Consider the following 14,629-nt stretch of genomic DNA (forward strand, 5'->3'; position numbering starts at 1 on the left):
CGTCCATTCCACGCATCGGCTCATCTGCTCAAGATCATGAACACGATATCTCTAACGCACCGCCCTTCGAGCCCGTTTACACCGTTCCCAATTTCAACAGCCTGCTAGGCGTCTATCGACAGGGTAGGGATACTTCGAAAGCACCGCGTCGGTGATTTCAATGACGGTCATATCCTGAAACAGGCGGCAGTCCTGCGTCAGCGTCGCACGATGAAGCCACGGTCGGAGTTCCAGTTCGAATAGGATCGAATCGCGATCCTCACCCGCAAGCCGGGCTACTTCGACCAATCCGGTGATCTCGCGCGTGCCCGCGCCGATGTTGCCGAGCCCGGCGTTTCCCGCCAGCCCGGGAATGAATTGCCCTTTGCCCTCGAGCTGGATCGATACGGTTACTTCAGTGCCGACCAGTTTGTCCAGATCGAGATCGGCCGTGCGACTGGGCGAAACCGCATAGGCGTCGTCGGTACGCAGCATGACGAGGTAGCGGCATTCATCGAGACGGCCGATGGTCTCGGTGCCTTGCAGGCGCACTGGAACGAATACCGGTAGCCGGTCCATCCCATAGGTCGGCAACGATGCGCCCGCGATGGACAGTGTGCGAACCCGGGGGAAAATCGCCATTTACGCTGCCCCCGTTGTTCGCTGGCCAATGACGGTCGCACCGCAACCGGTCTTGTCGCCGTGATAGCCAACACGCCGGCCGCGATGCGTACGCGGGCCACTCGCCAGCAACGGAAAAATGCCACCGCATTTCGGACAACGAACGCCATGGCCGTCAAGCGCCACGCCGATCCCGAGATGTTTCAGGTCATTCGCGCATTCGATGACTTCGCCGCCGTGGTTGGTTGGGTCACCCAGGCGGACCATTTCGCGGCCTTGTGCATTTTTCATCAGCGATCTCGCATATCACGTGGATCGAGATTGATAACGTGAAAATGCGGCGTCGCCTATGGGATGAATACGATTTTTCCGACTTTGACTCTCGTTAAACAAAAGGTGGTTGTTTTTCGTGCGCTAATGTCGAATGCGGTGCGGGCACCACCTCAAAGCGCCTCGACCAACCGCCGCGTACTCTTCTCGCAATACTCGTGACACGCGGCCCGCGCGGCAATCGACGCGCCGTGCACGAACCGCGGCGCATCCGCGCGCCGCGACATCGACACGACGATCGACGGCGGCGACGGCTGCAGCGGCAGTTCGACGACTTCGCCGCTCTCGATCAGCGCATCGACGAACAGCACCGGAATCGCGGCGACGCCGAAGCCGTCGCGCACGAGCTGCACGATCACCGAGATCGACGGCGATCCGGTAATGCGCGTGTCCGACAGCGGCACGCCGTGCGCGTGCGCAAGGGTACGGACGATGTCCTCGAGCGCGCGGTGGGGCGCGGTGCCGCGCCCGTAGGTCAGGATCGGCTGGCGCAGCACCTGCCGCGCAAGGCCCGTGCGCGTGTTCGGCAGCAGCCCCGCGCGCGCGATCCAGCGCACCGGATAGTTCGCGAGCGCGTCGCAGACGACCGACGCCTCGTCGCTGCCCTCGACGCGGATGATCAGGTCGAGCTCGCCGGCCATCAGCCGGCGCTGCAGCACGATGCTCACATCGACGGTCAGGTCGATCTCGAGCTGCGGGTAGTCGGCCGCGAGGCGGCGCATATAGTGCGGCAGCCAGCTATGCACGACGGTCTCGATCACGCCGAGCCGCAGCTTGCCGCGCAGCGCGCTCTCGCCGGACGCGGCGGCCTGCAGCTCCTGCGTCGCCTCGACCACGGCTTTCGCATAGCCGAGCAGGTACTCGCCGTTCGGCGTGAGCCGGAATTCGCGGCTGTCGCGGTCGACGAGCACGGTCTGCAATTCGTCCTCGAGCGCCTTCAGGCGCTGCGAGATCGCGGCCGGCGTCGCGTGCAGCGCGGCGGCCGTCGTGCGGAAGTTGCGCAGCTTCGCGAGCGTGACGAAGGTTTCGAGAAAACGCGTGTTCATGGCGGTCGGCAAGGCATTGGGCGCGCAGCTTGCCCCGCTGAAAAAATGAACGGGACCGGGGAAAACCCGAAGATACGTTAAGAAATTCTATACACGCAGCGCAAAAAAACTCGTTGGCGACAAAATTTTTTCTTTTCTATTCTTCGCCGTATCCGATGACGCGCCGCCGTCATCCCGACCACATCCCGATCTGCCATTGAATCTCATGACGCCTTCCGAATTCCGCCAGTCCGTGCGCCGCGGCGCGTTCCGCGGCCCGACCGCAGGCCACTGCGGCCCGTTCGCGCAAGCCAATCTCGCGATCCTGCCCGATGCGTACGCGCACGATTTCCTGCGCTTTTGTCAGGCGAATCCGAAAGCGTGCCCGCTGCTCGGCGTCGGCGAACCGGGCGCGTTCCGGATCGACGCGCTCGGCGAGGATCTCGACATCCGCACCGACGTGCCGAGCTACAACGTGTACCGCGACGGCCGCCTGACCGAGCGCGTCGAGTCGCTGGAAGCGCTGTGGCGCGACGATTTCGTCGTATTCGCGATCGGCTGCTCGTTCTCGTTCGAGGACATGCTCGCCCGCGAAGGGATCGGGCTGCGCCACGTCGAGGAGGGCCGCAACGTGCCGATGTACCGCACGTCGATTCCGAACCGGCGCGCAGGCATCTTCGGCGGCCGGCTCGTCGTGTCGATGCGGCCGATGCGCGGCGCCGATGCGATCCGCGCGGTGCAGATCACGAGCCGCTTTCCGGGCGTGCACGGCGCGCCGATCCATATCGGCCACCCGCGGGAACTGGGCATCGCGGATCTGAACACGCCCGAATTCGGCGACGCGGTGACGATCCGCGACGGCGAGCTGCCGGTGTTCTGGGCGTGCGGCGTGACGCCGCAAACCGCGCTGATGGACGCGAAGCTGCCGATCGCGATCGCGCATACGCCCGGCCACATGCTGATGACCGACATCACGAACGCGTCGCTGGCCGTGTTCTGATCCGGCATCGCGGCGACGCACACACGACACACGCACACATTTGACGGCGCATAACGACAGGAGCACCACCATGGAAAGCAAGACCCTCGCGGCACCCGCCCCCGAGCCCGCGAGCCCCGAGAGCCGCGGCCTGTTCTCGTGGTACGCGTACGCGCAGCCGCGCGAGCGCCGTGCATTCTGGAGCTGCAAGGTCGGCTACATGCTCGACGGGATGGACACGCAGATGCTGTCGTTCGTGATCCCGACGCTCGTCGCGACCTGGGGCATCTCGCTCGCGGACGCCGGCTTCATCGGCACGGTCACGCTGCTCGCATCGGCGCTCGGAGGCTGGATCGCCGGCATTCTGTCCGACCGGATCGGCCGCGTGCGCACGCTGCAGCTCACGGTGCTGTGGTTCGCGGTGTTCACCGCGCTGTGCGGGCTCGCGCAGAACTATCACCAGTTGCTCGCGGCGCGCGCGCTGATGGGCTTCGGCTTCGGCGGCGAGTGGACGGCCGGCGCGGTGCTGATCGGCGAGGTGATCCGCGCGCGCGATCGCGGCAGGGCGGTCGGCCTCGTGCAATCGGGCTGGGCGATCGGCTGGGGACTGTGCGCGCTGCTGTATGCGCTGCTGTTCTCGGTGCTGCCGGCCGAGCAGGCGTGGCGCGCGCTGTTCCTCGTCGGGCTGGCGCCCGCGCTGCTGGTCGTCGCGATCCGCCGCTACGTGAAGGAGCCGGACGTCTACGCAAAGGAGAAGGCCGCGCAGGCGAAGGTGGCCGACGCACCGCGCCTCACCGAGATCTTCGCGCCGAAGCTGATCACGACGACGCTGCGCGCGGCGCTGCTGACGACCGGCGCGCAGGGCGGCTACTACGCGATCACGACGTGGCTGCCGACCTTCCTGAAGACCGAGCGGCACCTGACCGTGATGGGCACCGGCGGTTATCTCGCGATGATCATCTTCGGCTCGTGGGTCGGCTACCTGACGAGCGCATACCTGACCGACCGCCTCGGCCGCAAGCCGAACTTCATCCTGTTCGCGGTCGGCTCGATGGTGATCGCGTTCGCGTACACGTCGCTGAACCTGACCAACGCGTCGATGCTGTGGCTCGGCTTTCCGCTCGGCTTCTTCGCATCGGGCATCTTCTCGGGGATGGGCGCGTTCCTCACCGAACTGTTCCCGACCCGCGTGCGCGGCTCGGGCCAGGGCTTCTGCTACAACGTGGGCCGTGCGATCGGCGCATTGTTCCCGTTCCTGATCGGCGCGCTGTCGAAGCAATACGGGCTCGGCACGAGCATCGGGATCTTCGCCGTTGCCGCATACGGCGTGGTGATCGTCGCCGCGCTGACGCTGCCCGAGACGCGCGGCCGCGAACTCGACGCCGCGTAAGCGGCGGGGCGGCCCGCCCTTCGTTTTCTTCCCCTTTCATCGACACCGTGACACGGCGCGCGCCGCGCGCCGTGCGGCGGCGCTCGTTCCGAGATTTCACGACGCATCGACCATCATGACCGACCGACACCTTTCTCCCGTTCCCTCCGACGCCGCACGCTGGCAATTCTGGATCGACCGCGGCGGCACGTTCACCGACATCGTCGCGCGCCGGCCCGACGGCACGCTCGTCACGCACAAGCTGCTGTCGGAGAACCCCGAGCAGTACCGCGACGCGGCCGTGGCCGGCATCCGCCACCTGCTCGGCCTCGCCGACGGCGAGCCGATCACGCCCGAGCACGTCGACATGGTGAAGATGGGCACGACGGTCGCGACCAACGCGCTGCTCGAACGCAAGGGCGAACGCACCGCGCTCGCGACGACGCGCGGCTTTCGCGACGTGTTGCGCATCGCGTACCAGAACCGGCCGCGGCTGTTCGATCTCGACATCGTGCTGCCCGATGCGCTGTACGAGAGCGTCGTCGAGATCGACGAGCGCATCGGCGCGCATGGCGACGTCGTCGTGCCGCTCGATGCGCAGGATGCCGAAGCGTCGCTGCGACGCGTGTTCGACACCGGCGTGCGTGCGCTCGCGATCGTGCTGATCCACGGCTACCGCTACAGCGCGCATGAACGCGCGCTCGCGGAGCTCGCGCGCCGCATCGGCTTCACGCAGGTTTCGGTGTCGCACGAAGTGTCGCCGCTGATGAAGATGGTGTCTCGCGGCGATACGACCGTCGTCGACGCGTACCTGTCGCCGATCCTGCGTCGTTATGTCGAGCAGGTCGCGCACGAGATGCCGGGCGTGAACCTGCAGTTCATGCAGAGCAGCGGCGGCCTGACGCGCGCCGATGCGTTCCAGGGCAAGGACGCGATCCTGTCGGGCCCGGCCGGCGGCATCGTCGGGATGGTGCGCGCCGCGCGCGCGGCCGGCTTCGGCCAGGTGATCGGCTTCGACATGGGCGGCACGTCGACCGACGTGTCGCACTACAACGGCGAATTCGAGCGCGTGTTCGAGACCCAGGTGGCCGGCGTGCGGATGCGTGCGCCGATGATGAGCATCCACACGGTCGCCGCGGGCGGCGGCTCGGTGCTGGGCTTCGACGGCGCGCGGCTGCGCGTCGGACCCGAATCGGCCGGCGCGAACCCGGGGCCGGCCGCGTACCGGCGCGGCGGCCCGCTGACGGTGACCGACTGCAACGTGATGCTCGGCAAGATTCAGCCCGATCATTTTCCGCGCGTGTTCGGCCCGCACGCGGACGAACCGTTCGACCGCGACGGCGTGGCCGCGAAGTTCGCGGCGCTCGCCGATGAAATCCATGCGGCGACGGGGCGGCGCGAGACGCCCGAAGCACTCGCCGAAGGTTTCCTGGAAATCGCGATCGGCAGCATGGCGAACGCGATCAAGAAGATCTCCGTGCAGCGCGGGCACGACGTGTCGCGCTACGTGCTGACGACGTTCGGCGGCGCGGGCGGCCAGCACGCGTGCGGCGTGGCCGACGCGCTCGGGATGACGCAGGTGTTCGCGCATCCGCTCGCGGGCGTGCTGTCCGCATACGGGATGGGCCTCGCCGACCAGACGGCGATGCGCGAGCGCGCGGTCGAGGCCGTGCTGTCCGATGCGTCGCTGCCGGCGCTGAACGCCGCACTCGACCGGCTGGCCGACGAGGCCGTCGGCGCGCTGCTCGAACAGGGCGTGCCGCCGGAGCGGATCGCGACCGAGCGGCGCGTGCATCTGCGCTACCAGGGCACCGATTCGGCGCTCGACGTGCCGGCCGGCAGCGTCGACGCGATGCAGCAGGCGTTCGAGGCCGCGTACCGGCAGCGCTACGCATTCCTGATGCCCGGCACGCCGCTCGTCGCCGAACTGGCGTCGGTCGAGGCAATCGGCCGCTCCGACGCGCCGGTGGACATCGCGCCGCTGGCCTCGCGCGGGGAAGGCGCCGCGCCGCGTGCCGATTCCGCCGTGCGCTTCCATTCCGGCGGCCAGTGGCACGACGCGGCGCTCTATGTACGCGACACACTGCTCGCAGGCGACACGATCGATGGCCCGGCGATCGTCGCGGAAAAAAACGGCACGACCATCGTCGAGCCTGGCTGGCGCGCGCGGATGACCGCGCAGGGCAATCTCGTGCTGACGCGCACGACGCCGCTGCCGACGCGCCGCTCGCTCGGCACCGATGCCGATCCGGTGCGGCTCGAGATCTTCAACAACCTGTTCATGTCGATCGCCGAGCAGATGGGGCTGCGGCTGCAGAACACCGCGTACTCGGTGAACATCAAGGAGCGGCTCGACTTCTCGTGCGCGATCTTCGACGGCGACGGCAACCTGATCGCGAACGCGCCGCACATGCCCGTGCACCTCGGCTCGATGGGCGAGAGCATCCGCACGGTGATCGAGCGCAACCGCGGCCGCATGCGCGACGGCGACGTGTTCATGCTGAACGACCCGTATCACGGCGGCACGCACCTGCCGGACGTGACGGTCATCACGCCGGTGTTCGCGGACGGCTCGGACGCGCCGCTGTTCTACGTCGGCTCGCGCGGCCACCACGCGGACATCGGCGGCACGACGCCGGGCTCGATGCCGCCCGATTCGACGCATATCGACGAGGAAGGCGTGCTGATCGACAACTGGCAACTCGTGTCGGCCGGCGTGCTGCGCGATGCCGACACGCGCGCGCTGCTCGCATCGGGCCGCTACCCGGCGCGCAACGTCGAGCAGAACATGGCCGACCTGCGCGCGCAGGTCGCCGCGAACCAGAAGGGCGTCGACGAGTTGCGCCGGATGGTCGCGCAGTTCGGCCGCGACGTCGTGCTCGCGTTCATGGGGCACGTGCAGGACAACGCGGAAGAGGCGGTGCGGCGCGTGATCGGCGCGCTGCAGGACGGCGCGTACCGCTATCCGCTCGACAACGGCGCGGAAATTCGCGTCGCGATCCGCGTCGATCGCGCGGCCCGGCGCGCGGAGATCGATTTCACCGGCACGTCCGAGCAGCTCGACAACAACTTCAACGCGCCGAAGGCCGTCTGCATGGCCGCCGTGCTGTACGTGTTCCGCACGCTGGTCGGCGACGACATCCCGCTGAACGCCGGCTGCCTGAAGCCGCTCACGGTGATCGTGCCGGCGCGCTCGATGCTGAACCCCGAGTATCCGGCGGCGGTCGTGTCGGGCAACGTCGAGACGTCGTCGGCGATCACCAACGCGCTGTACGGCGCGCTCGGCTGCGTCGCGTCGAGCCAGGGGACGATGAATAACTTCACATTCGGCAACGATCGCTACCAGTACTACGAGACGATCGCGGGCGGCAGCGGCGCGGGCGACGGCTTCGCGGGCGTCGGCGCGGTGCAGACGCACATGACGAACTCGCGGCTCACCGATCCGGAGGTGCTCGAATGGCGCTACCCGGTGCGGCTCGATTCGCACCGGATCCGCGCCGGCTCGGGCGGTGGCGGGCGCTGGCGCGGCGGCGACGGCGCGGTGCGGCGGATCCGCTTCCTCGAGCCGATGACCGCGTCGATCCTGTCGAACAACCGGATCCACGCGCCGTTCGGCGCGGCGGGCGGCGCGGCCGGCGCGCTCGGCCGCAACACGATCGAGCGCGCGGACGGCACGGTCGAGGCGCTCGAGCATATCGGCCGCGCGCAGATGGCGCCGGGCGACGTGTTCGTCGTCGAAACGCCGGGCGGCGGCGGGTACGGCGCGGCGGGCTGAGCCGCGCCCCACGCGCGGCAGCGGCGACGGCGGGCGTTCGTGCGGAACGGCGGACGCTCGCCGCGTGTCTCGCGCACCGGTCGCGACGGCGGCCGTACCGGTTCCACCGGCGCTGCCGACCGGCTGCGGAATTCGACAACGCTGCCGGGATCCGATGAAACGCGTCGTTTCTGCAGTCGGCGATATTGCAACCGACTGTGGAATAAAGCGGCGCATTCACGCTCGAACAGAAACAAATTGGCCGGATTTCGCGTTGCCGGAACACGATCCGACCCTGCCGCCGTGGACCTGAGGACAATCCGTCCCTACATTCAGCGATTTCCTGGAAACCCTTGCGGAGCAAGGCGCTCCGACTATCCGGCCAGCCCCGTTTCGCACTGCCTCGTCTGTTCTCGAGCGTGCCGCCAATCATGAAAAATCCGGCTTGCCAATCGAGTCCCGATTCCTTGACACCCCGTTCTAAATGTGAGTGCCAATCCTCATCGTCATTTGATAAGATGGCTCTCATCATTCGTTAGGCAGAACCTGCGCGCTTCACGCGCGAACGCCGGTTGCATTAGCTGGAAACAAGTACGAGACGAGGGCCGTTGTCACGGCAATCACGGCTGCCCTGCCGGGAACGCGCGCTGCGCGGCCCGGGAAGGCGGGCGGCCAACTCGCCTCCGTCTACACTGTGCGTTTTTTTCTGGATCGGGGCGTGTCCATGGATGACGAAAACGATAGCGCGGTGCTCGAGGCGCATGTCGGTACGCGCAGCCCCTGCTGGCGTCTCGGCAGCGACAGCAATGCGCTCGAACTGGCCGCCGTCCGCGGCCTGACCAACGTCGCCGTCGCGCTGACGGTCGAGCAGGCCGCGCGCATCCGTGCGCTGACGGGCGTCACGTCGCACCTCGTGCTCGACATCGCACTGTTCGGCGAGTCGGTCAGCCTCCATCTCGTCGGCAGGAAGGTCAACACGACCGACTGGGCCGGCACGGCCTCCGCGTATTCCGATGCCGTGTCCGTCGCGGAAGATCTCTCGCACGGGCTCGCGTTCGCCGAGCAGGTCGTGTCCGAAGTGAATTCGCTGGTCGTGATCCTCGACCGCAACGGGATGGTGCAGCGTTTCAACCACCTGTGCGAGGAAGTGACGGGCAAGCGCGAGGTCGACGTGATCGGACGCAGCGCGTTCGAACTGTTCATGAGCCCCGAGCAGGGCGCGCAGTCGCGCAGCAACATCACGGGCTTTTTCGCGAGCAACCGCTCGTTCGCGGTCGAGCGCTACATCAACACGGTCAACGGGCCGCGCCTGTTCCAGTTCCGCAACAAGTTCGTGCAGAGCGGCAGCGGCGTCGAAGAGCAGTTCCTGATCTGCTCGGGCATCGACATCACCGAGGAGCGCAACGCGCAGCAGCGGCTCACCGAACTCGCGAACACCGACGTGCTGACCGGGCTGCCGAACCGCCATGCAATCAGCGAGCGCATCCATGCGGCGATCGCCGCGGAGAGCGCCGCGTCGCGCGGCCAGGTCGGCATCCTGTTCCTCGATCTCGACAACTTCAAGCGCGTCAACGATCACTACGGCCACATCACCGGCGACCGCCTGCTGCAGGACGTGTCGAAGATCATCAGCGGCTGCCTGCCGTCCGGCGCGACGCTCGCGCGGCTCGGCGGCGACGAATTCCTCGTGCTGTTCGAGCACGGCACGCGGCCGCTGCTCGAAGCGACCGCGCAGATCATCCTCGAACGGATGCGCACGCCGATCCACCTCGGGCTGATGGAGGTCTATACGAGCTGCTCGATCGGCATCGCGATGCATCCGCAGCACGGCGATTCGCTCGAGACGCTGATCCGCAGCGCGGACACCGCGATGTACGTCGCGAAGGAAGAGGGCAAGCATACGTACCGCGTGTTCTCGCTGGAGATGAACCAGAAGGTCGCGAAGTACATGTGGCTCGACACGAACCTGCGCAAGGCGCTCGAGGAAGAGCAGTTCGTGCTGCACTACCAGCCGGTCGTCGATATCGCGACCGGCGACGTGCGCGGCGTCGAGGCGCTGATCCGCTGGCAGTCGCCCGATCGCGGGCTCGTCGCGCCGATCGAGTTCATCCGCTTCGCGGAGGAGTCGGGGCTGATCGCGCCGCTCGGGCGCTGGGTGATGCGCACCGCAGCCGCGCAGGCCGCCGCGTGGAAGGCGAAGGGGCTCGGCATCCGGATCGCGGTGAACGTGTCCGCGCGGCAGTTGCAGGACACGAACATCGTGCATCAGTTCGCATCGATTCTCGACGGCGCGGGGCTCAAGCCCGGCCTGCTCGACATCGAACTGACCGAGAGCTGCTTCATCGAGGACGAGGATTCCGCCAACAGCCTGATGCGGCAGTTCCGCCAGCTCGGCGCTCAGATCCATCTCGACGATTTCGGCACCGGCTATTCGTCGCTGTCGCAGTTGTCGCGCCTGCCGCTCGACGCGATCAAGCTCGACCGCACCTTCATCACGGGCATCGACCGCAATCCGCGTTCGCAGGCGCTGGTGCGCTCGGTCGTGTCGCTCGCGAAGGCGCTGAATTTCGCGGTGGTCGCCGAAGGCGTCGAGACGCGCGCGGAAGCCGATTTCCTCAAGCAGCTCGACGTCGATCACGCGCAGGGCTACTACTACGCACGGCCGATGCCGGCGCAGGCATTCGAGGCGTGGCTCGCCGAGACGAGAAAGCTCAGGCTGATCGCCTGAGCTTCGTTCCGGGGAGCGGGGCGCCCCCGGCCACCGGCGGCCCCCGCCGTATTACACCGTGCGCAGCTTCGACACGCGCCGGTTCTGCAGCATCACCAGGCGTTCCATGTACGCGAGGTCCTTCGGCTCGATCGTGAACGCCGCATGCACCCACGCTTCCGTGATGTCCATCAGCTCCGAGCGCGACAACTGGAACACGCGCTCGCGTGCGCGCAGCATCGCGCGCACGCCGTTCAGCTTCGGCTTCATCACGTCGATGAAGGTGCGCGTCGCGAGATACGCGTCACCGGCGTCGAACGTCTCGTCGACCAGCCCGCGATCCTCGTACCACTCGGCCGCATGCGTTTCGCCGGTCGAGATCAGCGATTCCGCGATTCCGCGGTCCGCCTTGCGCGCAACGAGCGAATAGCCGCCCATCCCCGGGAACAGGTTGAACGCGATCTCGGGGAACCCGAGCTTCACGCCCTTCTGCGCGAGCACGTAGTGATGCGCGAGCGCCGCTTCGAAGCCGCCGCCGAGCGCGCTGCCCTCGACCATCGCGATCGAGATCGACCCGGTGCCGAAGCCCGTGTAGATCTCGTACACGCCGTCGATGCACGAGCGCGCATAGGCCATCAGCTGGTCGCGCCGGCCGCTGCGGATCGCGTCGACGAAGAAGCTCAGGTCGCCGCCGACGTTGAACAGCTCGGGGACGAGCGAGCCCGTCACCCAGAAGTCGAACGGCAGGCCCGAGTCGCGTGCGACGCGCGCGAGATGGATGATGTCGGTGACGAGTTGCTGGTTGAAGCACGGCCGCGGCTCCGATCGCAGCATCATCCACATGACGTTGCGGCCTTCTTCGTAAAAGGCAGTCAGTTGCGTGAGTTCGCCGGCTTCATAAAACGGGCGGCACGCCGGATGGGATTGGAGTTGCATGGTATGTCCTCGTGAGATGTGGTTTTCGAAGACCATCGCGCCCGGCGCCATGCGGGAATCGGGTAGCCCGCCTGGCGCCGGGCGCGAGGCATCGCCATTGTTGCGCGCGCACAAATGCCGAATTGCGGGGAACAACGCACGACCGGGACGCGGGCGCGGACGCAGCGGGTGGCGACGGGCGAGGAGAGGGAGCGCGGGTGCGGAAACCTGTGTGCGGGGCGTGGCCGATGCGGGCGGGAAGGTGGGCCGCGACGCGGCCGGAGCAAGGTCGCCGCATCGCGCAATCGCGTGCGGGCGGCTGCTCCTGCGCACGGGCGCCGGCGTCGGTCGCTTACGCGCTGAAAGCGGCGCCGGGCCGGCGGGCGCCCCCTATGGAATATGCGGACTGGCGCCGCGAGCGCGCGTCGATTAGCTTTAAGGGATCGCGCCGCCGTGCCGGGTGTGCCGGGAGGGGACCATGACCGCATTCCGGAAGGTGTGGCAGTTGCTGGTCGGAAAACCGCTGGACCCGCTCGATCCGCGCACGCGCCATGCGATCGCGGTGACGCCGTTGCTGGCCTGGGTCGGGCTCGGCGCCGACGGGTTGTCTTCGTCGTGCTACGGCCCGGAAGAGGCGTTCCTCGCGCTGGCGCACCACACGCCGCTCGCGCTGTTTCTCGCGCTCGCGACCGCGGCCACGGTCTTCATCATCGCGCTCGGCTACAACCAGGTGATCGAGCTGTTCCCGACGGGCGGCGGCGGCTACCGCGTCGCGACCGCGCTGCTCGGGGCGAAGCCGGGGCTCGTGTCGGGTGCTGCGCTGCTGGTCGACTACGTGCTGACCGTCGCGACCTCGCTCGCGAGCGGCGTCGACGCGTTCTTCAGCCTGCTGCCGGTCAGCGCGCAGGCATTCAAGCTCACGACCGAGATCGCGCTGATCCTGCTGATGACCGGGCTCAACTTCCGCGGGATGCGGGAATCGATCATGGTGCTGCTGCCGATCTTCATCGGCTTCGTCGTCCTGCACTTCGGGCTGATCGTGTATGGCGTCGCCGTACACGGCAGCAACCTCGCGATGATCGTGCCCGATGCCGTGCACGAGGCGCACGGGATGTCGCAGTCGCTCGGCGTGTTCGTGATGCTCGCGCTGCTGATGCGCGCGTTCTCGCTCGGCGGCGGCACCTATACGGGCCTCGAGGCGGTGTCGAACAACGTGAACATGCTCGCCGATCCGCGCGTGCCGAACGGGAAGGTGACGATGTGGTACATGTCGACGTCGCTCGCGTTCACGGCCGGCGGCATCATCCTGCTGTACATGCTGTGGCATGCGCGGCCCGTCGAAGGCGAGACGCTCAACGCGGTCGTGTTCGGCAGCGTGATCGACCATCTCGGGCTCGGCTCGGCGTTCGCGCGGCATGCGTTGCTCGCAGCCGTGCTCGCGTTCGAGGCCGGGCTGCTGATGGTCGGCGCGCAGACGGGCTTCCTCGACGGCCCGGCCGTGCTGTCGAACATGGCGTCGGATTCGTGGGTACCGCGCCATTTCCGCGACCTGTCGACACGCCTCGTGCGGCAGAACGGCATCATCGTCGTCGGCCTGTCGAGCCTGCTGATCCTGCTGTGGACGCACGGCAGCGTCGACGTGCTCGTCGTGCTGTACAGCATCAACGTGTTCCTCACGTTCAGCATGTCGTTGCTCGGGCTGTGCACGTACTGGTGGCGTCATCGCAGCGAGCGCGGCTGGTTCAAGCATTTCTTCCTGTCCGCGCTCGGGCTGAGCGTGACGGCGACCGTGCTCGTCATCACGCTGGTCGAGAAGTTTACGGCGGGCGGCTGGCTCACGGTGCTCGTGACGAGCGCGGTGATCGCGCTGTGCTTCATGATCAACCGCCACTACGCGTACACGCGCACGCAGCTCGCGAAGGAAGATGCGCTGTTCTCCGGCAAGCCGCCCGAAGTCGACGAGGCGAGCGCGCCGGGCAAGCCCGATCCGTCGCAACCGACGGCCGTGCTGCTGGTCGGCAAGCATCGCGGCGCGAGCATGCATGCGCTGCTGTGGGTCAACCGGCTGTTTCCCGGGCACTTCCGCAACGTGATCTTCCTTGCGGTCGGCGAGGTCGATGCGAAGGCGTACGACGGGCACGAACATCTCGAACGGCTGCGTCACTCGATCACCGAAGCGCTCGACTACTATGTCGCGCATTGCCGCCGCAACGGCATCGCAGCCGACTACCGGATCGCGTTCGGCACGAACCCCGTCGTGGAATTCATGAACCTCGCGTCGTCGACGCTCGACGCGTATCCGAATGCCGTGTGCTTCGCGAGCAAGCTGATCTTCCGGCGCGTGAATTTCCTGACCGCGTGGCTGCACAACCAGACACCCGTCGAGCTGCAGGCGCGCCTGCATGTCGAGGGCAAGCAGATGGTGCTGTTGCCGATGAACGTCGGCTAGCGGTGGCGCGGCAACGGCACCGTGACGGGCGCCATCACGCCGACGAGCTACGACTCGAAGGGGCTATTGCCCGGGCAGCATGCGCAGGCCGGCGCGTACACGCTCGCGTGGACGTGGCGCGGCAAGCGCGTGGGCGACTGCCGGTAGCCGCCGTCAAGGCTGATGATGCCGATGCGGACGGTTGGGCCGCCGCAGCGGCGGATGATGGAATTTGGCCCTCAGCCGGTCGCGCCCCGGACGCTTGACGAAGAACAGCACGGCGAGTGCGACAAACGCCAGCAGCACGACGACTTCCACGATCCCGTTTTCCATGGTGCCTCCCGGTCGCGGGCGGACGATCTTTTGCCGGCGTTAGGCGATCGAGCCGTATGCCGGCGGCCGCATGCGACGACGCTTTCATGTCCCATTGTAGGCCGACGGGCACCGGCTTGACGCGTGCGGATGCGTCGCCCACACTGGCCGACACGAGAGCCGCGCGGTTGACCCCGTCCGCTGCGCGGC

10 protein-coding genes and 1 pseudogene are annotated in these 14,629 nt (G+C 67.4%); 6 read left to right on the forward strand and 5 right to left on the reverse strand.

The window, feature by feature from the left end; all coding sequences use genetic code 11:
- Positions 1-105 precede the first annotated feature (105 nt).
- From ACNQQL_RS18765 to ACNQQL_RS18775, 3 genes and pseudogenes are all read right to left on the reverse strand, one after another.
- A pseudogene (locus tag ACNQQL_RS18765) lies at positions 106-621 on the reverse strand (contractile injection system protein, VgrG/Pvc8 family); the annotation flags it as partial.
- Entirely contained in the window at positions 622-891 is a 270-nt protein-coding gene (locus ACNQQL_RS18770; RefSeq protein WP_347065041.1) for a PAAR domain-containing protein, read from the reverse strand.
- Positions 892-1,043: 152 nt separating this feature from the next.
- Positions 1,044-1,976 (reverse strand): LysR family transcriptional regulator, encoded by a 933-nt coding sequence (locus tag ACNQQL_RS18775; RefSeq protein ID WP_347065042.1) that lies wholly within the window; start codon positions 1,974-1,976, stop codon positions 1,044-1,046.
- Between the two features lie 205 nt (positions 1,977-2,181).
- On the opposite strand from ACNQQL_RS18775, the gene ACNQQL_RS18780 reads away from it, so the two are divergent.
- From ACNQQL_RS18780 to pdeR, 4 genes are all read left to right on the forward strand, one after another.
- Positions 2,182-2,955 (forward strand): putative hydro-lyase, encoded by a 774-nt coding sequence (locus ACNQQL_RS18780; protein WP_347065043.1) that lies wholly within the window; start codon positions 2,182-2,184, stop codon positions 2,953-2,955.
- A gap of 70 nt (positions 2,956-3,025) precedes the next feature.
- The gene (locus ACNQQL_RS18785; RefSeq protein WP_347065044.1) at positions 3,026-4,324 is read left to right on the forward strand and encodes an MFS transporter; all 1,299 of its coding nucleotides are present in this window, start codon (positions 3,026-3,028) and stop codon (positions 4,322-4,324) included.
- A gap of 115 nt (positions 4,325-4,439) precedes the next feature.
- Positions 4,440-8,078, forward strand: coding sequence for a hydantoinase B/oxoprolinase family protein (locus ACNQQL_RS18790; protein WP_347065045.1), 3,639 nt, complete (start codon positions 4,440-4,442; stop codon positions 8,076-8,078).
- Between the two features lie 703 nt (positions 8,079-8,781).
- A complete protein-coding gene (gene pdeR / locus ACNQQL_RS18795; protein WP_072442242.1) occupies positions 8,782-10,785 on the forward strand; it encodes a cyclic di-GMP phosphodiesterase in 2,004 nt (667 codons plus the stop codon).
- A 51-nt stretch (positions 10,786-10,836) separates the two neighbouring features.
- Here the strand turns inward: pdeR and ACNQQL_RS18800 are convergent, their stop codons facing one another.
- The gene (locus ACNQQL_RS18800; RefSeq protein ID WP_347065046.1) at positions 10,837-11,700 is read right to left on the reverse strand and encodes a crotonase/enoyl-CoA hydratase family protein; all 864 of its coding nucleotides are present in this window, start codon (positions 11,698-11,700) and stop codon (positions 10,837-10,839) included.
- Between the two features lie 457 nt (positions 11,701-12,157).
- Here ACNQQL_RS18800 and ACNQQL_RS18805 point away from each other — a divergent pair, with 457 nt between their 5' ends.
- A complete protein-coding gene (locus tag ACNQQL_RS18805; RefSeq protein WP_347065047.1) occupies positions 12,158-14,128 on the forward strand; it encodes an APC family permease in 1,971 nt (656 codons plus the stop codon).
- 21 nt (positions 14,129-14,149) lie between these two features.
- Positions 14,150-14,275, forward strand: a complete 126-nt coding sequence (locus ACNQQL_RS18810) for a hypothetical protein (RefSeq protein WP_347065048.1) — start codon at positions 14,150-14,152, stop codon at positions 14,273-14,275.
- A gap of 6 nt (positions 14,276-14,281) precedes the next feature.
- Here ACNQQL_RS18810 and ACNQQL_RS18815 read toward each other — a convergent pair whose 3' ends face one another.
- Positions 14,282-14,440, reverse strand: coding sequence for a hypothetical protein (locus ACNQQL_RS18815; RefSeq protein WP_177318407.1), 159 nt, complete (start codon positions 14,438-14,440; stop codon positions 14,282-14,284).
- Between the last annotated feature and the right edge of the window lie 189 nt (positions 14,441-14,629).

It is taken from the genome of Burkholderia sp. LFS061 (assembly GCF_047978125.1).
Taxonomy (GTDB): Bacteria; Pseudomonadota; Gammaproteobacteria; order Burkholderiales; family Burkholderiaceae; genus Burkholderia; species Burkholderia pyrrocinia_C.

Excerpts from the sequence above, each read along its gene's own strand:
- ACNQQL_RS18770 (WP_347065041.1), bottom strand. The coding sequence starts at position 891 with ATGAAAAATGCACAAGGCCGCGAAATGGTCCGCCTGGGTGACCCAACC.
- ACNQQL_RS18775 (WP_347065042.1), bottom strand. The coding sequence starts at position 1,976 with ATGAACACGCGTTTTCTCGAAACCTTCGTCACGCTCGCGAAGCTGCGC.
- ACNQQL_RS18780 (WP_347065043.1), top strand. The coding sequence starts at position 2,182 with ATGACGCCTTCCGAATTCCGCCAGTCCGTGCGCCGCGGCGCGTTCCGC.
- ACNQQL_RS18785 (WP_347065044.1), top strand. The coding sequence starts at position 3,026 with ATGGAAAGCAAGACCCTCGCGGCACCCGCCCCCGAGCCCGCGAGCCCC.
- ACNQQL_RS18790 (WP_347065045.1), top strand. The coding sequence starts at position 4,440 with ATGACCGACCGACACCTTTCTCCCGTTCCCTCCGACGCCGCACGCTGG.
- pdeR (WP_072442242.1), top strand. The coding sequence starts at position 8,782 with ATGGATGACGAAAACGATAGCGCGGTGCTCGAGGCGCATGTCGGTACG.
- ACNQQL_RS18800 (WP_347065046.1), bottom strand. The coding sequence starts at position 11,700 with ATGCAACTCCAATCCCATCCGGCGTGCCGCCCGTTTTATGAAGCCGGC.
- ACNQQL_RS18805 (WP_347065047.1), top strand. The coding sequence starts at position 12,158 with ATGACCGCATTCCGGAAGGTGTGGCAGTTGCTGGTCGGAAAACCGCTG.
- ACNQQL_RS18815 (WP_177318407.1), bottom strand. The coding sequence starts at position 14,440 with ATGGAAAACGGGATCGTGGAAGTCGTCGTGCTGCTGGCGTTTGTCGCA.